Genomic DNA, 19,426 nt, shown 5'->3' with positions numbered 1-19,426 from the left:
CCCGGTACGACTGATCTGCGGCCATCCTATAGTTGGACATCCAAGTAAATAGCTGGAGTGTGACCCATCACACGCCCACCTGGTCGGCGCGCGCCCGCTGGCGGAGTGACCCGCGTCACCGTAGGATTAGTTGGACGTCCTAGTATTGGGCGTTCCGCACCCCTCTCGGAGGTAGCCGTGCCCGACCTGCACCAGCCCAAGCACCCCGTTCGCTTCGTGACGTCGGCGGCCCTGTTCGACGGGCACGACGCGGCGATCAACATCATGCGGCGCATCCTGCAGGCGCAGGGCGCCGAGGTGGTCCACCTAGGGCACAACCGGGCGGTCAGCGAAGTGGTCGACGCGGTGCTCACCGAGGACGTCCAGGGCGTCGCGGTCAGCTCGTATCAGGGCGGCCATGTCGAGTACTTCGAATACCTGGCGGACGCGCTGCGCAAGGCCGGCGCCGGGCATGTCCGGATCTACGGTGGCGGCGGTGGCGTGATCGTCGCCGAGGAGATCACGCGGCTCGCCGACGCCGGGGTCACCATCTTCTCCCCCGAGGACGGCCAGCGACTCGGCTTGCCGGGCATGATCAATCAGCTGATCCGCGATTGCGACCGCGATCTGGCCGAGGAGCCGCCCGCGCTGGATGCGGTGCTCACCGGGGAACGGTCCGCGCTGGCCCGCGCCATCACCTGCCTGCAGGAGGACACGCTGCCCGCGCCCGATCGGCAGGCGCTGGACGAGGCGGCCGCCGCGCGCACCGTTCCGGTGCTCGGCATCACCGGGACCGGCGGGTCCGGAAAGTCCTCGCTCACCGATGAATTGGTGCGCCGGTTGCGCTCGGATCAGCAGGACAAGTTGCGGGTGGCGATCCTGGCGGTGGATCCGACGCGGCGGCGCGGCGGTGGCGCGCTGCTCGGTGACCGGATCCGGATGAACGCGCTCGACGGCGATCACATCTTCTTCCGTTCGCTGGCCACTCGCGGCGGGCGTGAGCTGCCGGAGAACATCGACGGGATCGTGAACGCCTGCAAGGCAGCAGGTTACGACCTGGTCATCCTGGAAACCCCCGGCATGGGCCAGGGCGACGCGGCGGTCACCGAGCACGTCGACGTGTCGCTGTATGTGATGACCCCGGAGTTCGGCGCGGCCTCCCAGCTGGAGAAGATCGACATGCTGGATTACGCGGATGCGGTGGCGATCAACAAGTTCGAGCGTCGCGGCGCCGCCGACGCGCTGCGCGACGTCTCGCGGCAGCTGCTGCGCAATCGGGAGGATTTCACCGCGAAGCCGGAGGACATGCCGGTCTTCGGCACCAGCGCCGCCACCTTCAACGACGACGGGGTGACAGCGCTCTATCAGCACCTGACCACATTGCTGGCCGAGCGAGGGCTGGCGCTGGAGCCGGGCGTGCTGCCCCGGGTGAACACTCGCGCGTCCACCCGGTTCGCGCAGATCATTCCACCGGCGCGGGTGCGGTATCTGGCGGAGATCGCCGAGGCGGTGCGCGACTATCACGCGGAGACGGCACGGCAAGTCCTTGCGGCACAGCGGGTTCAGCGGCTCGAGCTGGTGGCCTCGGAGCTGCCGGAGAATCCGGAGCTGGCAGCGCTGCTCGAGCAGGCCCGAGATGATCTCGGCGGCGCTGATGCCGAGCTGATCGCGCAGTGGCCCGCGCTGGCCGAGTCCTACCGGGGCGAGGAGCAGGTGATCAAAGTACGGGACAAGGAGATCCGTACTGCGCTGCGCCGGGAAACATTGTCCGGCAACAGCATTCCGCGCGTGGCACTCCCCCGGTTCACCGATCACGGTGAGCTGCTGCGGTTCCTGCGTGCGGAGCACCTGCCGGGCCGATTCCCGTTCACCGCCGGAGTTTTCCCGTACAAGCGCGATGGCGAGGATCCAGCGCGGATGTTCGCCGGCGAAGGTGACCCCTTCCGCACGAACCGTCGTTTCAAGGTTCTCAGCGAACACGCCGAGGCGAAAAGGCTTTCCACCGCCTTCGATTCGGTGACGCTCTACGGTCACGACCCCGCCGAACGACCCGACATCTACGGCAAGGTCGGCACCTCCGGGGTCTCGATCGCCTCGCTCGACGATATGAAGGCGCTCTACGACGGTTTCGACCTGACCGCGCCGTCGACCTCGGTCTCGATGACGATCAACGGTCCCGCCCCGACGATCCTGGCCTACTTCCTCAACACCGCGATCGATCAAGCGCTGGAACGGTTTACCGCCGCCGAAGGCCGAGAGCCGACTGAAGCGGAGGCGGCAGACATCCGCGCCCGCACCTTGGCGACCGTGCGCGGCACCGTGCAGGCCGACATCCTCAAAGAGGATCAAGGCCAGAACACCTGCATCTTCTCCACCGAGTTCAGCCTGCGGATGATGGCCGACATCCAGGAGTGGTTCGTGCGCAACAGCGTTCGCAACTTCTACTCCGTGTCGATCTCCGGCTATCACATCGCCGAAGCCGGGGCGAACCCGATCAGCCAGCTGGCCTTCACCCTGGCCAACGGATTCACCTATGTGGAGGCCTATCTCGCGCGCGGGATGGACATCGACGATTTCGCGCCGAACCTGTCGTTCTTCTTCTCCAACGGCATGGACCCGGAGTACTCCGTCATCGGCCGGGTGGCCCGCCGGATCTGGGCGATCGCCATGCGAGATCGGTACGGCGCCAACGACCGTTCGCAGAAGCTGAAGTACCACATCCAGACCTCCGGCCGCTCGCTGCACGCGCAGGAGATGAATTTCAACGACATCCGCACCACCCTGCAGGCGCTCATCGCGATCTACGACAACTGCAACAGCCTGCACACCAACGCCTATGACGAAGCGGTCACCACGCCCACCGAAGAGTCGGTGCGCCGCGCCCTCGCGATTCAGCTCATCATCAACCGGGAGTGGGGCCTGGCGATGAACGAGAACCCGCTGCAGGGCAGCTTTCTCATCGATGAGCTCACCGACCTGGTCGAGGAGGCGGTGCTGGGCGAGTTCGAACGGATCAGCGAACGCGGCGGTGTGCTCGGCGCGATGGAGACCGGTTACCAGCGCGGCAAGATCCAGGACGAATCCATGCGCTACGAGCAGCGCAAGCACGATGGGTCGCTGCCGATCGTGGGCGTCAACACCTTCCGCAATCCGCACGGCGAGCCGCACCACGTCATCGAACTGGCGCGTGGCACCGAGGCGGAAAAGCAGTCGCAGCTGGAGCGGGTTCGTGAGTTCCAGAACCGGCACCGCGATCCGGCGCACGAGGCGCTGGCCCGCCTGGAATCCGTTGCGCGGACCGAGGACAACATCTTCGAGGTCCTGATGGACGCCGCGCGCGTCTGCACGTTGCAGCAGATCACGGATACGTTCTTCCGCGTCGGCGGCCAATACCGGCGCAATGTCTGACCGCCCTGTGTGACAATCGGACATGGATCTAGCAGGTATTCGGATCATCGACACGCACGTACACCAGTGGGATCCGTTCACGACCCCGAGAGATTTCGGGGGAACGGCGAAACTCTTCCGGTATCTGCCGATTTCGGTGGATGTGGCCAAGAAGCTCGCACCCAAGCGGGATATGGACTTCACCGGGGATCCGACGGCGTACCTGAACAAGTATCTGCCGTCGGACTATCGGGCCGACGTGGCCGACATGCCGATCGACAACTTCATGCACATGGAGGTCGAGTGGGCCGGGAAAGGACCACTGGGTAAGGCCGAGGAAACCAAGTGGGTCGCGAATCTGCCTACTCCGGAGGAACTTCCGCTGTGCGGGATCATCGGTAGCGCCGATCCCGCCGCGCCTCAATTCTCCGAACTGCTCGACGCGCATCAGGCGGCCTCGCCACTGTTCCGGGGTATCCGCACGATGGTCGGACACCATCCCGACCCGGGCGTGCGGTCCTTCAGCAAGGTCGAAAGCGCCCTCACCGCACCGGCTTTCCTGGATGGCTTCGCACATCTGGCCGAGCGCGGGCTCTCCTTCGACGCCTGGGTGTACTCGCACGCGCTGCCCGATGTCACGGCTTTGGCCAAGCGATATCCCGAGGTGACGATCATCCTCGATCATCTCGCCACGCCGGCAGGTCTTTTCGGTCCGGTCGGCAAGCGCACCGGCAGCAATCCGAGCAAACGCCGGGAGCTGTTCCTGCGCTGGCGTGACGATTTCGCCGAACTGGCCGGCAATGCCAACGTCGTCACCAAATGCAGCGGTGCGATGATGCCGATCCTGGGACACCCGGTGCCGCCGCGCGGCACCTCCACCTCGGTGGCCGAGCTGCTCGACCGGATCGGGCCGCTGGTGCAGCACGCGCTCGAGGTCTTCGGCACCGAGCGCATGCTGTGGGGCTCCAATTACCCGGTGGACAAGCCGATTACCAGCATCGAGAACAGTGTGCGGACCATCGCCGAGGCGGTGACCGGGCACGGCGGCGGGCAAGCCGAACTCGAGCAGGTCTTCCGGAGCAACGCGCAGCGGGTGTACCGGCTCGCGGTCTAGGCGACCAGCGAGGTCACCAGCAGCCACAGCACGCCGCTGATCAGGACCAGGTTCGACCAGAACACCGCGGCCAGGACGATCTCGGTCCACAGCCGTTTATTCGGGACTACCTCGGTGCCCCAGGTGGATTGGTTGTCGGCCAGCTCCACGACACTGAAATAGACGCCCCACAGCAGGATCTGGTGACCGGCACAGAGCAGGGCGAGCAGGCGCGCGCCGATACTCGGTCCGGGCACGAATAGGAAGGCGAAGAGCACCGCCAGGAACGTGCCGAACAGCAGGATCGTGAGCCAGGGCGCGGCGTACTCGAACACCCGGTGCCAGAGGGTGGCGAGACGTCCGGAACGGTGCCGGAGCATGGTTCCAGTGTGCGCGAGGATCGCTGCGCGCGGGACGAATTGCTGGTCAGCGGACTGTGGCGGCGGCGAGTTGCGCGGTGAGGGCGGCGCGGGCCGTGGTCAGCGACGGGCCGTACCAGGTGAGGCTGCGGCCTTCGACCAGCGCGACCGGGATACCGGGAAAGGCGTCCGGGCCGTCGGTTTCGGTGAAGACGTACGGCTCGTCGGGGAGCACCGCGAGGTCGATGCCGCGGGTCAGCTCGTCCTCGGTGACGCGCGGATAGCGGTCGGGGCCGGTGGCGTGCACCAGGTCCAAGCCGAGACGGCGGGCCAGGTCGGCGGTGAAGGTGTCGCGGCCGACGACCATCCACGGATTGCGCCAGATCGGGATCACGGCCGTGCGGAGGTCTATGGGTGGTGTTGCGGCCCAGGCCTTTTCGGATTCGCTCAGCCAGGCCGGGACATCAATTCCCAGGGCGAGGGTGAACAGTCGGGCGAGGGCGGTGATGGCTTCGTCGACGGACTGAATCTTGGTGACCCACACCGGAATTCCCGCGTCCCGCAACCGTTCGACATCGATGCGGCGGTTCTCCTCCTGATTGCACAGCACCACATCGGGTGCGAGTTCGACGATGCGGCGGAGGTTCGGATTCTTGGTACCGCGGACCCGTTCGACGTCGAGATCGGCTGGGTGCGTACACCATTCGGTCGCGCCGACCAGGACTTCCGGGCAGGTCAGCGCCACCGACTCGGTGAGCGAGGGCACCAGCGAGACCACCCGCCGCACCGGCCGGGTCAGCGGAACCGCGCCGCCCAGATCGTCCTGCGCCCACCGCGCCTGCCGGGAATTCATTTCAGGATCCGCTCACAGAGCACCCGCAGTTGCTCAGGCGGGACTTCCGGCATGATGTTGCCCGCCCCGAGCACCAGCAGGTACAGGATCTGCGCGGTCTGCTCGGCGTCGGGCTCGGCATAACCGCACGCCAGCAACAGTTCTCGGAGAAATCCGAGGCGGGCCGCGTCGACCCGTTCCTTGGCGGCGGCCGCGACGGGGTCATCCAGCGCCCAGGCCCGGATCGCGACTTCCAGCCGCGCGGGTTCCGCGTCGGCGAGCACCAACTCCAGCAGCAACTGCAGCCGGGCGCGCGCGTCGAGGTCGGCGGCCGCTTCCACCTCACGGATGTAGCGCAGCGTGTGCAGCTCTTCGAAGTGCGCGAGCAGCGCCTTCCGGTACCCGGACATGCTCGAGAAGTGGTGATAGAACGACCCGGTACTCAGCCCGGCCGAGGCCACCAGTTTGTCGATGGTGAGGCCGTGCGCGCCCGCGGTCCCGAGGATCGCGAGTCCGGATGTCAGCCATGAGGTCTTGCCCGCCACGCCCTCGATTCTATAACATAACTTTTGTTCTGTTCTGAGAACCTCACCTCTGGAGGTCGCGATGACCGCGATGACATCCACTACCCACCGCACAATCGCCTGGGCCGGGCCCGTCCACACCGTGGGCGCCGGGTTGCTGGGCTTCATCGGGCTGGCGCATCTGCTGGTGGTGCACGCGTTCAATCCCCAGGACACAGCCAGCGAGGAAGTCGTCAACGAACTGTCCAGGAACACCGCCTCGCCGATGTTCGAAGGCGGGCGGGAGGTCACCGTGTTCGATCTCAATACCGGCTACAGCGTGGGAATGGGCCTGTTCGCACTGCTTTTCGGCGTGCTCGCAGTGGTCGCCGCCCGGCGTGCCCCGGAGTTGCTCGAGCGCTGGTCACTGTTCACCGCGGTGTGCACCGCGACCGCCGCGGGCACCTTCTGGATCGCATGGCTGTACTTCCCCGAACTGCCGATCGCGGTATCGGGCCTGGCCACGGCATGTTTCGCTGCGGTGCTGGTCGCCGGGCCGCGCGCCAAGGTCTCGTAGCGATTGCTCGCAGGTCGCTCGAAAGGGCCAGCGCAAGGGCAGCGAATGGACAGTAAACGGGCAGTTCCCCGGCCGAGCCCACGGCGCACACTGAGACATGGCACCCGGCGTCGGGAAGTCCCGGCCCACATCGCACCGGGCAGGGATCCAGCCAGACAAAGCCCGGGAAGCGTAGTCGGCCTCGGCTCCGGGTGCCTGGCGAGCAATCACTTGCCCCGGTGAGTGCATCCGCCATCCCACGGACGCCAGGTCCACTGCCCGCATCGGGATCCGCAGACACCGGATGCGCGGGCCTGGCGTCCCGGGGATGGCTGGGTCAGCGATCCAGCAGGGCGTAAAGGTCGCGCAGTTCGCGCAGGCCCGCCGCGGCGGCCGGTTCGTCCTCGCAGCTCATGCGCATGGCGCGGCGAAGCAGCGTGGGGTCGAGATCATCGAGCGCGGAACGGAATTCGAGTTTCGGCAGATCGGGTAGCACCGCGTTGTCGCCGTAGGGGTCGGCGGATTCGACCGGTTGCGGGTCGCGCTCGATCCCGGCGATCAGGGTGTCCAGGTCAAGGCCGCGCAGGGTCAGGATCTCGCGGGGGCGCTCGTCGAGGCGTTCGGCCAGCAGATAGCAGACCGCGGCCACGTGTTTACACGGCCAGCCCGGATCCGGGCAGGTGCATTCGAAATCCAGGTCGGCGGCGGTGGTCGGCAGCAGCAGCGGGCCCAGACCGGTGGGCAGCGCGCCGCCGGCGATGTCGGCGAGCATGCCCGGCGCGGTGCGGATGGTGTCGATCAGCATTTCCAGCTCCTCATCGCGCAACGCGCGGACGGTGAACACCGCGGTGAACGGACGTGGCTGGCTGCCTTGCACTTCCGCGGTCACCGCGCCCGGTTCGATGCGGTAGCTGACCACCTGGCCGGAGCGGGCGTAGGTGCGGCCTCGGGCCAGCCGGCCCGGTTCGGCCATGGCCTCCACGGATTCGATCAGGGCTTTGCCCCACCAGGTGCGGCCGAAACCGCCACGGCGGCTGCGGGCTTCGACACCGCCCCGGACGGGGAGGCGCTTGCCATACTTGCTGAAATCCTCCGCCGGGCTCATTCGCCGACCGCCTCCGCACCGAGGGTGAACAGTTCGCGCAGTTCATCGGTGCTCATCTCGGTGATCCAGTTCTCCCCCGCGCCCACCGCCAGCTCGGCGAGATGCCGTTTACCGTTGATCATTTCGTCGATGCGCTCCTCGATGGTGTCGACGCAGACCAGCTTGCGCACCTGCACATTGCGCTGCTGGCCGATCCGGAAGGCGCGGTCGGTGGCCTGGTTCTCGACCGCCGGGTTCCACCAGCGATCAAGGTGCACAACATGATTGGCGGCGGTGAGGTTGAGACCGGTGCCGCCGGCCTTGAGCGAGAGCAGCATCAACGGCGGGCCGTCGGCGGACTGGAAACGCTCGACCATGGTGTCGCGCCGCTTCTTGGGCACACCGCCGTGCAGGAACGGGACCTCGGTGCCGAACCGCTCGACCAGGTACGGGGCAATGATCTCGCCGAACTCCCGGAACTGGGTGAACAGCAACGCTTTCTCGCCGTCCGCGAGGACGGACTCCAGCACGTCCTCGACCAGGGCGAGCTTGCCGGAGCGGTGGTTGCCGCGCAGCAGCACGCCGGAACCGTCGCCCAAGAAATGCGCGGGATGGTTGCAGACCTGCTTGAGGCGGGTCAGCGCGCCGAGCACGGCGCCCTTGCGCGCCATGCCTTTCGCGCTCTTGATCTTCTCCAGCATGTCGTCGACGACCGCCTGATAGAGCGCCGCCTGCTCCACGGTCAGGTTGGCGCGCACCGTGATCTCCAGCTTCTCCGGCAGATCGGAGATGACGGCGGGATCGGTTTTCAGGCGGCGCAGCACGAACGGCTGGGTCAGGAAACGCAAGCGGGAGATGGCGTTCTGGTCGCGTTCGCGTTCGATCGGGACGGCGAAGCGGGCCCGGAAGGTCTGCGGGGTGCCCAGCAGTTTCGGCTGCGCGAAATCCAGAATAGAGCGCAGCTCCTCGAGACGGTTCTCGACCGGAGTTCCGGTGAGCGCCAAGCGATGCCGGGCAGGCAGGGCGCGGGCCGCGCGGGCCTGCCGGGTGTTCGCGTTCTTGATGTGCTGGGCCTCGTCCAGCACGATGCGCTCCCAGGGCTGGCGGCGGAATTCCTCGACGTCGCGGGCCAGCAGCGCGTAGGTGGTGATCACCAGATCCGCTTGCGCCACAGCGGCATCCAGCTCCGCGCCGGAGCGGCGGCCCACCCCGTGATGCACCAGCACCCGCAGGTCCGGGGCGAACTTTTCCGCCTCGCGTTGCCAGTTGCCGACCACCGACATCGGGCACACCAGCAGCGTCGGTCCTGGATCCGACTGCTCCGCGCCTTCCCTTTCGTGGAGCAGCAGGGCCAGCACCTGAATGGTCTTGCCCAGGCCCATGTCGTCGGCGAGCACTGCCCCGCAGTTCATGCGGTTCATGGTGGCCAGCCAGGCCAAGCCGCGCTCCTGGTAGGGACGCAACTGAGCCTGCAGGCTGACAGGTGCCGCAATCGGCTCCGGATCATGTTGGCGGTCCAGGATTTCGGCGGCCCAGCCGGTGGCGTTGACCTCCGTGACCGGGACCTGGGCGACGCGTCCGCTCGCGAGCTCACCGAGCATGTCGGCCAGGGTGATCGGGCTGGTATCGGTGTGCGCGGCGACATAGCGGGCCGCGGCCGCGAGCACCTTGTGGTCGGCCTGCACCCATTCGCCGCGCAGCTGCACCAGATCCGATTTCGAGCGCACCAGGCGTTCCATCTCGGCTTTGGTGAGGACCGTGCCGCCGAGCGCCAATTCCCAGCGGTAGGAGACCAATCCGCGCATGCCGACGGCGCTTTCGGCGGCCGGAACGGCGCTCGAGACCTCCAGGCGCATGGACGGTTCGGTGATGTTCCAGGCGCGGGGCAGCAGCAACTTGATGCCCGCGGCCCGCAAGGCGTGTGCGCCGTGTTCGACCAGGTCGGCCACCACCGCGGTGGGCAGCAGGAGATCCATGGTGTGGCTGTCGGTGGGCAGGTCGCGCAATCGCGGATAGGCCCGCCGTGCTTCCGCCAGCTTCTCGGCGGCGGTGTGCACCAGGCTCGGGTCCCCGCCGTGCAGCGGAACGGGAGCCGGCGCTTCGCCCTCGGTGCGCAGGCAGACCTCGAGCCGCCAGAGCACGAGTTCGTCGTCTTCGTCGCCCTCGGGTTCGAGCAGGCGCAGCACCAGTTCGGGTTCGTCGACGGTGAGGCTGGCCCGCCAGCGCTCCAGCATCTCCGACAGTTGATGGCTGCCGGTTTCCAGATCGGTGTCGCCGATGAGTGCTGCCAGCAGCGGATGGGTGAGCGAGGGAGAATCGATGAGCTCGCTGACGATCGGGTCGGTGAGTTCGCTGACGAGGTTGTCCAGTACCGCTGCCGGGCGGCCCGCTAGGCGCAGGGCGGCGGGCATCGCGACCGCCAATTCCGCGAGCCACGCCCGCTGCCGGGCACCGCCGATCAGTCGCCAGCGCACCCACCACTGGCCGTCCTCCCGGCGCAGTTCCGGCACCACGCGCCCCGCGCGGGCCCATCGTTCGATCCCGGCGGCGACGTGGGCCAGGAACCGCAGATCCCCGGCAATCTCGGTGGCGGGCAGTCGTTGCCGCAGCACGGACACCGCGGCGGACGGTGCCAGGGCGTGGGCCTGCACCTTCGTCGGCTCGCCGGCCAGCAGGACCTCGGCGCGATGCCGCCACTTCGAGGAACGCAGCACGCTGCCGAGCGGGTCCGGCAAATTTCCGGGCGCCACTGTGTCGGTCCACAGCAGCAACCCGGAACCCGGCGACCACAGCCCGTGCAGCATCCGCTCATCCAATCAGGTGGCACCGACAGCATCCAGCCCGCGTCAGGGAATTTCCGGGACTCTGGATTTCTCGGTCCAGGCAGCCCATAATTGAATATCCGCTGGTCATAGCATCAGAACCGCAAACTCGCGGTAATTCCCCCAGCCTCAAGAAAGGCAGGGCAGCAGCATGACGATTCTGCTCCAAGTTCTCGAGCAGAGCTTCACGCCGACAACTCCGTGGGAGCGGCGCAAATTCACCTTCGTCGATGCCGGAAAAATCGTCGGCATGCGCCTGGACGGGCAGTCCGGTGTCTGGCTGGATCTGTCCCGCCCCGGTGAATCCCAGCGTCTGGCCCGCACACCGACGCCGGGCGACGCCATCACGTTCCTGCTCACGACATTCGCGAAGATCGCCGAATGCCAGGAACGCGGCGGCTCGTGGGTGATCGGGCACGACGGATCCCGGCACCACACCATCCAGGCCACCCGATTCCCGCCGCGGGCGGTCGAGGTAGCCGAGGACGAACTGCTGACCAGGGCCTGGCTGTAATCGGTTCGCACAGCTGGGTTGCTCTGAATGTCAGTGCCTATGAGTACAACTGGGTCCGTGCGCACAGGCATTCGAGGGTCGCTGGTGGTGGCGCTGGTGCTCGCCGCGGTGGGCTGCGCCGAACTCGACGGCGCCCCGGTCGCGCCCGCACCCGGCAGTCCCACCCGGGCACAGGTCGAGCAGCTGCTCGCCTCGGTGCGGGTGATCGCGCAACGGCCACACCCCGGCGGTTACCAGCGGGGTTGTAAAACGGGGCAGGCCTGCGTTTTCGGGGAATCGTGGACCGACGATTACGACGGCCCCGGCGGCCACGACGGGTGCGACACCCGCAACAACGTGCTGGCGCTACAGCTCGCGGAGGTGGCGTTCCGGCCAGGCACGCGAGATTGCGTTGTGGTGTCAGGCGCCCTTGACGATCCGTACACCGGACGGCGCATCAGCTTCAGCAAGGAAGGCGCGCGGGACGTCCAGATCGACCATGTCTACGCACTGGCCGCCGCCTGGGATATGGGGGCGGCGATGTGGCCGCCGGAACGGCGCGTGGTGTTCGCCAACGACGTCGACGTCAACCTGCTGGCAACCGACGCGGGCACCAATCAGTCCAAGGGCGACAGCACTCCCTCGGAGTGGCTGCCGCCCGCTCGGGCCAATCACTGCTTCTACGCGGGCAAGTATTTGACGGTCGCGGTGCGGTACGACCTGCCGATCACGGCCGCCGACAATGCGGCCCTGACCGGAATCGCTCGCACCTGCCCGTAATCCGCGGTTATTCGGCGCCGACGGCGACGGGGCGTTTCGGGTCGTTGGACCATTGGGACCAGGAGCCCGGGTAGAGGGCCGCGTCGATACCCGCCGCCGCGAGAGCCGCGATCTGATGGGCGGCGGTGACGCCGGAGCCGCAGTAGACCGCGACCGGACCCGTCCCGAGACTGGTGAAGCGCTCCAGCAACTGGTCAGTAGTGCGGAAACGTCCCTCGCCGTCCAGGTTTTCGGCGGTCGGGGCACTGACCGCGCCGGGGACGTGGCCCGCGCGCGGGTCGACCGGCTCCACCTCGCCGCGGTAGCGCTCGCCGGCGCGCGCGTCCAGGAGCAGGCCGTCCCAGTTCGCGATCGTGTCGGCGTCGACGACCGACATGTGACCCGGACTCAAGCCGACATCACCGGGTTCCGGATCCGGCTCGGTGCCCGTCGCGAGTTCGCCGCCCGACTGCTCCCAGCCGGGCAGGCCGCCGTCGAGAATGCGCACGTCGGCGATGCCCGCCCAGCGCAGCAGCCACCAGGCGCGGGCCGCCGCCATGCCGCCGGTCGCGTCGTAGACGACGACCGCGTCACCATTGCGGATGCCCCAGCTACGTGCGCATTTCTCCAGCTGCGTGAGCTCGGGCAGCGGGTGCCGGCCGCGCGCGGGCGAAGCCGGTGCGGCCAGTTCGGTTTCCAGATCGACGAAGACCGCGCCCGGGATATGACCGTCGAGGTAGTGCTGCGGACCATCCGGATCACCCAGCGCCCAGCGCACGTCCAATAACCGAACCCGCTTGTCCGCCAACGCTTCTCGAAGCTCCACCGGCGAAATCAGTACGGCGCCCAACCCAGCTCCTCGTGTCGAAGTCCGCGATACCGCAACTGCTACGACCCGATGCTACGGCCCCGGCGCGGGGTCACGGGCGATCACGGTGGATCCGAGAAGCGGCCCGGGCACATCATGTGCGGATCGGCGGCAGCTGCGGCAGGATTCGGGGCGTGAATGCTCCTGCGGCTGGACCCGTTTTCGACGTCTTCGATGTGCTGAATGGAGTGGTCGACCTGCGGTCGTATCCGCGTCGCATCCTGGTGATCAATGTCCGGCAAACCGTCACCGCGGCCTTCGGCCCCAAGCAGGTCGAGCGAGCGTTACTGGAGCCGATCATCCATCTCACCAACGGCATCGAGTTCCTCGAAACCCAGGGGTGGCAGCTGGTCAGCGTGGTCAACCGCGAGCTCGGCGAGTGGTGCTACCCGTTGGCTTTCCTGCGCCGGACCTGATTTCGCCGGCATGGGCTGGCCTGGTTATTTCAGGCCAGTTTCGGGGGACTGGACGGGGACACCGGGCTGCGGCGCGGGCAGGATACGGGCAATGTCCGAGGTTTCCGCTCCGTCCGAAACGGTTGTCCAGCCCGACGCCGGAGTGGGGGTTGGGCAGCCGATCGGGGCCGGGGTGGTTACCGCGCTGGTGGGGTTCACCAGTTCCTTCGCGGTGGTGCTGGCCGGGTTGACGGCGGTGGGGGCCAGTTCGGCGCAGGCGGCGTCGGGGCTGCTCGCGTTGTGCCTGACGCAGGCGGTCGGGATGCTTCTGCTGAGTTATCGGTATCGGATGCCGATAACTCTGGCCTGGTCGACGCCGGGGGCGGCGCTGCTCGCGAGTACCGGTGCGGTGGCGGGAGGTTGGGCCGCGGCGGTGGGAGCGTTCGCGCTGACCGGGGTGTTGATCGTGGTCACCGGGTGGTGGCAGCGGCTCGGGAAGTTGGTGGCCTCGATTCCGGTGGAGATCGCGCAGGCGATGCTGGCCGGGGTGCTGCTGCCGCTGTGTTTGGCGCCGGTGCAGGCGATTCGGGTGAGTCCGGCGGTGGTGGTGCCGGTGATTCTGGTCTGGCTGGTGTTGCAGCGGTATGCGAAGCGGTGGGCGGTGCTCGCGGCGTTCGTCACCGCGGCCGTCGGGGCCGGGATCAGCATCGTGGTCGAGCATCGGCATCTGGATGTCTCCGCGCTCGCGCCGACGGTGGAATTGACGCTGCCGCAGTGGAATTGGCAGGCGATGGTCGGGGTGGCGATCCCGCTGTACATCGTCACCATGGCGTCGCAGAACATTCCGGGGACCGCGGTGATGAAGTCGTTCGACTATCAGGTGCCGTGGCGGGCAGCCATGACGGTGACCGGGATCGGTACCGTGCTCGGTGCGCCGGCGGGCGGACATGCCATCAACCTCGCCGCCATCAGCGCTGCGCTGTCCGCCGCACCGGCCGCCCATCCCGACCCGAAGCGCCGTTGGATCGCGGCCTACACCGCGGGCGGGATGTATCTGCTGCTCGCGCTGAGCTCGGCCGCCCTGGTCGCGGTAGTCGCCGCCGCACCCAAGGGAACCTTGGAAACCGTTGCGGGCCTCGCTCTTCTGGGCACGCTGGCCGCCGCTCTCGCCGGGGCGCTCCGCTCCGAACAACACCGCGAAGCCGGGATCGTCACCTTTCTGATCGCGGCCTCCGGTGTCGGCTTCCTCAACATCGGCGCGGCATTCTGGGCACTACTCGCCGGACTGGTCGTCCGGCAGGTCATCAAACCCCGGGCTTGACCTCCGAACCTGTTGGTTCGGTCGCGGGGACTGGGGCGGGCGGGGTTTCGCCGCGCGCCAAGGCACCGAGTTTCGTGTGATTGAAGAGCAGGTTGAGCACGAAAGCTGTTCCCGCACCCAGGGTTACGCCGCTGGTCAGGAGAATTTGGGCGGAGGACGGAAACTTGGTGAACATGTCCCCCGCCATTTCCGGGAGCAGGCCGACACCCACCGCGGCGGCGACGATGGTGGCGTTGATGCGATCGGAAAGGTCTGCGCGCAGCAGTGTTTGGACGCCCACGACGGTGACGGTCGCGAACAGCACCAGGCCGACGCCGCCGACCACCGGCTTCGGTACCGCCGCCACGACCGCACCGATGCGCGGCACTACGCCGAGCACGATCAGGATCACGCCGCTGACGGCGGTCACATAGCGACTGAAGACGCGGGTGGCGGCGACCGAGCCGACGTTCTGATTGAAGATGGTGTCGACGAAGGCGGTGAAGATGCCGCCGAGCACGCCGGACAAACCGTCACCCACCAGGCCGCGCGCCAAATCGCCCTTGCTGACGGGCTTTCCGGTGATCTCGCTGAGCGCCAGCATGCTGGCCGTGGACTCTGCGAACACCACCGCCATGACGATGCTCATCGCCACCACCGCGGTCACCGGGAACTCCGGGGACCCGAAATGGAACGGCTGCGGCAGCCCCACCCACGCGGTCTGCCCGATACCCTCGGCGCTGACCAGCCCCATCGGGATGGCGATGACAATGCCGACTGCCAGCGCGATCAGCACCCCGAGCTGCGACCACACGCCACGCCCGACGCAGATGAACCCGACCGCGATCAGCACGACCACGGCGGCCAATCCGATATGCGACGGCGAAGCGAAGGCCGGCGCCTTCGGGTTCGTGCCGATGATCAGCCCCCCGGCCACTCCGATCAGCGACACACCGACCACGGTGAGCACGGTCCCGGTGACCAGCGGCGGAAAGAACCGCACCACCTTCGCGAACGGATAGGCCAGCGCGACACCGACCACACCACCCACCAGCATCGATCCATAGACCGCTTCCAGCCCATACTCCTTGGCGATCAGGATCATCGGATTCAACCCGACGAACGTCGCCCCGCAGATGATCGGCAGCCGTGCCCCCGCGAGCTTGCCCACCCCCAAACTCTGGATAACGGTGATGATCCCGGCCACCAGCAGGTCGGCGCTGATCAACAGCCCCACCGTCGCCCGGTCCAGCCCCGCGGCCGCCCCGAACACCAGCGGCACCGTGATGCACCCGGTGTACATGATCAAAACGTGCTGGATACCGAACGCCAACTGCTGCCCGAACGGCAACCGGGTATCCACGGGATGCGCTGCTACTGCCATGTACAAGAGTTATCCGCCACGCGTTACGCCCAGCGCACATCATGTTTCCCGTACGTGAAGTCCCGGTATATCTCAGCCCGAACCCGCACACTGTGAGTACTACTTGCACACCCAGCCGCACTGGGTGTGCAAGTAGTCCAAATCCCAGAGGTCAGCTGCGGCTGAGCAGGGTCAGAGGATCTTCCAGGAGGCCGGCGACGGTGGCCAGGAAGCGGGCGGCGAGTTCGCCGTCGACCATACGGTGGTCGAAGCTGAGGCCGAGGGTGGTTATCGAGCGGATGGCCAGTTCGTCGCGGAAGACCCAGGGGCGCTTGGCGATCGAGCCGAGGCAGAGGATGGCGGCCTCGCCGGGGTTGACCAGGGGGACGCCGATGTCTACGCCGAAGACGCCGACGTTGGTGATGGTGAAGGTGCCGCCGCGCAGGTCGACGGGGGTGGCGTTGCCGGAGCGGGCGGTGTCGGCGAGCCAGGCGAGTTCCTTGGCGAGGTCGCGCAGGCTGGCCGAATCGGCGTCTTTGAGGTTGGGGACCAGCAGGCCGCGGTCGGTGGCGACGGCGATGCCCAGATTCACGTAGTGCTTGGTGATGATGAGCTGGTTGGCTTCATCCCAGGCGGCGTTGATGGCGGGGAAGTCCGTGATCGCTACCAGGACGGCTTTGGCGACCAGGGTGAGCGGGGTCAAGGTCAGGCCGTTGAAGGCTTTTGTGGTGCGCAGATGGTCGAGCAGTTCCATCGACGCGGTGCAGTCAAAGGTGACGAAGGTGCTGGCCTGCGGGATGGTGCGGGCACTGGCCACCATGGCGGCCGCGGTGCGTTTGCGGACGCCGCTGATCGGGGTGCGTTCCTCGCGGTCCGGTGGGCGGATGAGGCCGCCGTGCTGCCGCCCGCCCGAGCGGGGGTCGGAGCTCTGCGCGCCGTCTTCGGTGTGGGCAGCGGACTTTCGTGGTTGCGTGACCGGTACGGCGCTGCGCACATCCTCGACGGTGACCGCGCCCTCCGGGCCGGAACCGGCGACGTACCAGAGGTCGATGCCGAGCTCCTTGGCGAGCTTTCGGGCGGCGGGGGTGGCCGCGGCACGGGCGCTCGGTGCGTCCGAGTTCTGTTCCGGGACAGCATTTTCTGGGCGATCACGCTTGCGCCGACGCGAAACCGTTTCACCCTCCGGCCCGTATCCCACCAGCACCGAGGTGCGGCCGCTCGCGCCGTTCTCCGCGGGCTTCGCCTGATCACTGCGCACCCGGATGAGCGGCGCACCGACCTCGACGGTCTCCCCCGGCTCGGCCAGCAGCTCGACGACTACACCGGCGAACGGGGACGGCAACGCCACCACCGCCTTGGCCGTCTCCACCTCGGCGATGGTCTGGTTCAGCTCGACGGTGTCACCGACTGCCACCGCCCAGGACTGTAATTCGGCGTCGGTGAGGCCTTCACCGAGATCCGGTAGCCGGAATTCCAGCACATCGTCGGGCACAGAGGACACCTCTCAGGCGGCGAGCGATCGATCGACCGCGGCGAGGATGCGGTCGGGGTCGGGCAGGTGGTGTTTTTCGAGCTTAGCCGGGGGGTAGGGGATGTCGAAGCCGCCGACGCGCAGCACCGGAGCTTCCAGGTGATAGAAGCAGCGCTCGGTGATCCGGGCCGCGATCTCCGCGCCGAGGCCGCCGAACACCGGAGCTTCGTGCACCACGATGAGCCGGCCGGTCTTGGCGACCGATTCCTCGATGGTGTCGAAATCGATCGGCGAGAGGCTACGCAGGTCGATCACTTCCAGCGAATGCCCTTCCTCCGCAGCGATTTTCGCCGAGGTGAGCGCGGTGGCCACGGTGCCGCCGTAGGCGACGATGGTGGCGTCGGCGCCGGCGGTGCACACCCGCGCCCGATCCATCGGCAGCTCCGGTTCCACATGGAAGTCGACGTCCGCCTTGTCCCAGTAGCGGCGCTTCGGCTCGAAGAAGATCACCGGGTCGTCGAGCGCTATCGCTTGGCGGACAAGGTGATAGGCGTCGGCCGGGTTGCTGGGCGCGACCACCCGCAGTCCGGCGGTGTGCGTGAAATACGCTTCCGGCGATTCGGAGTGATGTTCCACCGAGCCGATTCCACCACCGAACGGAATGCGAATCGTCAAGGGTGCCTTGACTTTCCCCTTGGTGCGGTAGTGGATCTTGGCGACCTGGGAAACGATCTGGTCGAAGGCCGGGTAGACGAATCCGTCGAATTGGATCTCGCACACCGGCCGGTACCCGCGCAGGGCCATCCCGAAAGCCGTTCCGATGATGCCGGATTCGGCGAGTGGCGTGTCCACCACCCGGTTGTTGCCGAAATCCTTCTGCAGGGTATCGGTGACCCGGAACACCCCGCCGAGGCGTCCGATGTCCTCGCCCATCAGCAGGACCTTCGGGTCGTCCTCCAAGGCTTTGCGCAGGCCGGCGTTGAGCGCCGCGGCGAAGGTGGTGATCATGCGCGAACTCCTTCTTGCACAGGTTTTTCCCCGGGATCGCCGGTCAAGTACTCCAGGTACTCCTGCCGCTCGGCGGTGATGAGTGAGTGCGGGGTGGAATAGACGTGGTCGAACAGCTCCATCGGCTCGGGATCGGGCATCTCGATGGTGGCGCTGCGGATCTGGTGCGCGACCGCGTCGGCCTCGGCGCTGACGGCACGCTCGAAATCGTTGTCGTACAGTCCTTCCCGCTCGAGCAACCGGCGCAGCCGGTCGATCGGGTCGCGGCGCTTCCACTCCTCGGTCTCGGCGGCGGCACGGTAGCGGGAGGGATCGTCGGCGGTGGTGTGCGGGCCCATCCGGTAGGTCATGGCCTCGATGAACGACGGGCCGCCACCGGTGCGCGCCCGCTGGATCGCCTGCCGGGTCACCGCCAGCACCGCGAGCACATCGTTGCCGTCGACCTGGACGCCGGGAATCCCGTAGCCGTAGGCGCGCCGCACGATCGGGGTCGCACTCTGCACGCGAACCGGCGCGCTGATCGCCCAGCCGTTGTTCTGGCAGAAGAACACCACCGGCGCACTCCAGCTCGACGCGAAACCCAGCGCCTCGGCGATATCGCCCTGGCTGGTGGCGCCGTCGCCGAAGTAGGCGATGGTCGCGATCTCGGCGCCGTCGAGGTGGGCCGCGTAGGCGTAGCCGGTGGCGTGCAGCCCTTGCGCGCCGACGACGATGTTCGGGTTGGTCATGCGCACCACGTTCGGGTCCCAGCAGTGGTGAGCGACGCCGCGCCACAACCGGGTCAGCTCGCGGGGGTTCACGCCGCGGCAGTAGGCGACGGCGGCTTCGCGGTAGCTACAGAACACGTAGTCGTCGGGGTGCAGCGCGCGGGCGGAGCCGACCTGGGCGGCTTCCTGGCCCAGCATCGGGGGCCATAAACCCAGCTGGCCCTGCCGTTGCAGCGCGGTTGCCTCGGTATCGATGCGGCGGGTGACCACCAGGTCTTGATACAGCGCCCGTAATTGTTCGGGGCCGACGTCGGCGACCAGGGCGGCATGCTCCCGGTCCAGGACGCGGCGGCCGTCGGGCTGGATCAACTGGACCGGATACGCGAGCTTTTCTGGCATAGGGATCGCCTCCTACCAACTGGCGCAGAGCATTGTGTGCTCTTAATC

General features: G+C 67.4%; 17 protein-coding genes. 7 read left to right on the top strand and 10 right to left on the bottom strand.

Translation table 11 applies throughout. The features are described from left to right. Positions 1 to 177 precede the first annotated feature (177 nt). Both icmF and IBX22_RS23295 read left to right on the top strand, forming a co-directional pair. Complete coding sequence (icmF, locus tag IBX22_RS23300) at positions 178 to 3,387, top strand: fused isobutyryl-CoA mutase/GTPase IcmF (RefSeq protein ID WP_194817611.1); 3,210 nt, start codon at positions 178 to 180, stop codon at positions 3,385 to 3,387. Positions 3,388 to 3,409: 22 nt separating this feature from the next. Next, positions 3,410 to 4,480, top strand: a complete 1,071-nt coding sequence (locus tag IBX22_RS23295; RefSeq protein ID WP_194817610.1) for an amidohydrolase — start codon at positions 3,410 to 3,412, stop codon at positions 4,478 to 4,480. Here the strand turns inward: IBX22_RS23295 and IBX22_RS23290 are convergent. From IBX22_RS23290 to IBX22_RS23280, 3 genes are read right to left on the bottom strand one after another with little or no spacing between them, the layout of a single operon-like run. Continuing rightward, positions 4,477 to 4,839, bottom strand: coding sequence for a hypothetical protein (locus tag IBX22_RS23290; RefSeq protein ID WP_194817609.1), 363 nt, complete (start codon positions 4,837 to 4,839; stop codon positions 4,477 to 4,479). The genes IBX22_RS23295 and IBX22_RS23290 overlap by 4 nt on opposite strands. A 46-nt stretch (positions 4,840 to 4,885) precedes the next feature. Beyond that, positions 4,886 to 5,671, bottom strand: a complete 786-nt coding sequence (locus tag IBX22_RS23285) for a helical backbone metal receptor (RefSeq protein ID WP_194817608.1) — start codon at positions 5,669 to 5,671, stop codon at positions 4,886 to 4,888. Next, positions 5,668 to 6,195 (bottom strand): TetR/AcrR family transcriptional regulator, encoded by a 528-nt coding sequence (locus IBX22_RS23280; RefSeq protein WP_309234744.1) that lies wholly within the window; start codon positions 6,193 to 6,195, stop codon positions 5,668 to 5,670. Before IBX22_RS23280 ends, IBX22_RS23285 begins: the two co-directional genes overlap by 4 nt. Positions 6,196 to 6,256: 61 nt before the next feature. On the opposite strand from IBX22_RS23280, the gene IBX22_RS23275 reads away from it, so the two are divergent. Next, positions 6,257 to 6,730 (top strand): hypothetical protein, encoded by a 474-nt coding sequence (locus tag IBX22_RS23275; RefSeq protein ID WP_194817888.1) that lies wholly within the window; start codon positions 6,257 to 6,259, stop codon positions 6,728 to 6,730. 316 nt (positions 6,731 to 7,046) lie between these two features. Here the strand turns inward: IBX22_RS23275 and IBX22_RS23270 are convergent, their stop codons facing one another. Both IBX22_RS23270 and IBX22_RS23265 read right to left on the bottom strand, forming a co-directional pair. Further along, positions 7,047 to 7,814: an SWIM zinc finger family protein gene (locus tag IBX22_RS23270; RefSeq protein WP_194817606.1), complete on the bottom strand. Its 768-nt coding sequence runs from the start codon at positions 7,812 to 7,814 to the stop codon at positions 7,047 to 7,049. Continuing rightward, a complete protein-coding gene (locus IBX22_RS23265) occupies positions 7,811 to 10,597 on the bottom strand; it encodes a DEAD/DEAH box helicase (RefSeq protein WP_194817605.1) in 2,787 nt (928 codons plus the stop codon). The genes IBX22_RS23270 and IBX22_RS23265 overlap by 4 nt, the downstream gene beginning before the upstream one ends. A gap of 169 nt (positions 10,598 to 10,766) precedes the next feature. Between IBX22_RS23265 and IBX22_RS23260 the strand changes: the two genes are divergently transcribed. After that, a complete protein-coding gene (locus tag IBX22_RS23260) occupies positions 10,767 to 11,129 on the top strand; it encodes a hypothetical protein (RefSeq protein ID WP_194817604.1) in 363 nt (120 codons plus the stop codon). Between the two features lie 57 nt (positions 11,130 to 11,186). Next, positions 11,187 to 11,888, top strand: a complete 702-nt coding sequence (locus tag IBX22_RS23255) for an HNH endonuclease family protein (protein ID WP_309234743.1) — start codon at positions 11,187 to 11,189, stop codon at positions 11,886 to 11,888. A gap of 7 nt (positions 11,889 to 11,895) precedes the next feature. On the opposite strand, the gene IBX22_RS23250 is transcribed toward IBX22_RS23255, so the two are convergent. After that, positions 11,896 to 12,717, bottom strand: a complete 822-nt coding sequence (locus tag IBX22_RS23250; protein WP_194817602.1) for a sulfurtransferase — start codon at positions 12,715 to 12,717, stop codon at positions 11,896 to 11,898. A gap of 152 nt (positions 12,718 to 12,869) precedes the next feature. Between IBX22_RS23250 and IBX22_RS23245 the strand changes: the two genes are divergently transcribed. Together IBX22_RS23245 and IBX22_RS23240 are read left to right on the top strand one after the other, a co-directional pair. Further along, positions 12,870 to 13,151, top strand: coding sequence for a hypothetical protein (locus IBX22_RS23245; RefSeq protein ID WP_194817601.1), 282 nt, complete (start codon positions 12,870 to 12,872; stop codon positions 13,149 to 13,151). Between the two features lie 91 nt (positions 13,152 to 13,242). Then, on the top strand, positions 13,243 to 14,451 hold the full coding sequence (locus IBX22_RS23240; protein WP_194817600.1) for a benzoate/H(+) symporter BenE family transporter: 1,209 nt from the start codon (positions 13,243 to 13,245) through the stop codon (positions 14,449 to 14,451). Here IBX22_RS23240 and IBX22_RS23235 read toward each other — a convergent pair. From IBX22_RS23235 to pdhA, 4 genes are all read right to left on the bottom strand, one after another. Continuing rightward, positions 14,435 to 15,814, bottom strand: a complete 1,380-nt coding sequence (locus tag IBX22_RS23235) for a uracil-xanthine permease family protein (RefSeq protein ID WP_194817599.1) — start codon at positions 15,812 to 15,814, stop codon at positions 14,435 to 14,437. The genes IBX22_RS23240 and IBX22_RS23235 overlap by 17 nt on opposite strands. Positions 15,815 to 15,965: 151 nt before the next feature. Beyond that, on the bottom strand, positions 15,966 to 17,285 hold the full coding sequence (locus IBX22_RS23230) for a dihydrolipoamide acetyltransferase family protein (RefSeq protein WP_194817598.1): 1,320 nt from the start codon (positions 17,283 to 17,285) through the stop codon (positions 15,966 to 15,968). 12 nt (positions 17,286 to 17,297) lie between these two features. Further along, positions 17,298 to 18,272: an alpha-ketoacid dehydrogenase subunit beta gene (locus IBX22_RS23225; protein ID WP_194817597.1), complete on the bottom strand. Its 975-nt coding sequence runs from the start codon at positions 18,270 to 18,272 to the stop codon at positions 17,298 to 17,300. After that, positions 18,269 to 19,378 (bottom strand): pyruvate dehydrogenase (acetyl-transferring) E1 component subunit alpha, encoded by a 1,110-nt coding sequence (gene pdhA / locus IBX22_RS23220; protein WP_194817596.1) that lies wholly within the window; start codon positions 19,376 to 19,378, stop codon positions 18,269 to 18,271. Before pdhA ends, IBX22_RS23225 begins: the two co-directional genes overlap by 4 nt. Between the last annotated feature and the right edge of the window lie 48 nt (positions 19,379 to 19,426).

This window comes from Nocardia sp. XZ_19_385 (assembly GCF_015355755.1).
Lineage (GTDB): Bacteria > Actinomycetota > Actinomycetes > Mycobacteriales > Mycobacteriaceae > Nocardia.
The sequence above is the reverse complement of the archived record's forward strand: the minus strand, read 5'-3'. Positions and strand labels throughout refer to the sequence as shown.

Excerpts from the sequence above, each read along its gene's own strand:
- IBX22_RS23295 (WP_194817610.1), top strand. The coding sequence starts at position 3,410 with ATGGATCTAGCAGGTATTCGGATCATCGACACGCACGTACACCAGTGG.
- IBX22_RS23290 (WP_194817609.1), bottom strand. The coding sequence starts at position 4,839 with ATGCTCCGGCACCGTTCCGGACGTCTCGCCACCCTCTGGCACCGGGTG.
- IBX22_RS23285 (WP_194817608.1), bottom strand. The coding sequence starts at position 5,671 with ATGAATTCCCGGCAGGCGCGGTGGGCGCAGGACGATCTGGGCGGCGCG.
- IBX22_RS23275 (WP_194817888.1), top strand. The coding sequence starts at position 6,257 with ATGACCGCGATGACATCCACTACCCACCGCACAATCGCCTGGGCCGGG.
- IBX22_RS23270 (WP_194817606.1), bottom strand. The coding sequence starts at position 7,814 with ATGAGCCCGGCGGAGGATTTCAGCAAGTATGGCAAGCGCCTCCCCGTC.
- IBX22_RS23265 (WP_194817605.1), bottom strand. The coding sequence starts at position 10,597 with ATGCTGCACGGGCTGTGGTCGCCGGGTTCCGGGTTGCTGCTGTGGACC.
- IBX22_RS23260 (WP_194817604.1), top strand. The coding sequence starts at position 10,767 with ATGACGATTCTGCTCCAAGTTCTCGAGCAGAGCTTCACGCCGACAACT.
- IBX22_RS23240 (WP_194817600.1), top strand. The coding sequence starts at position 13,243 with ATGTCCGAGGTTTCCGCTCCGTCCGAAACGGTTGTCCAGCCCGACGCC.
- IBX22_RS23235 (WP_194817599.1), bottom strand. The coding sequence starts at position 15,814 with ATGGCAGTAGCAGCGCATCCCGTGGATACCCGGTTGCCGTTCGGGCAG.
- IBX22_RS23225 (WP_194817597.1), bottom strand. The coding sequence starts at position 18,272 with ATGATCACCACCTTCGCCGCGGCGCTCAACGCCGGCCTGCGCAAAGCC.
- pdhA (WP_194817596.1), bottom strand. The coding sequence starts at position 19,378 with ATGCCAGAAAAGCTCGCGTATCCGGTCCAGTTGATCCAGCCCGACGGC.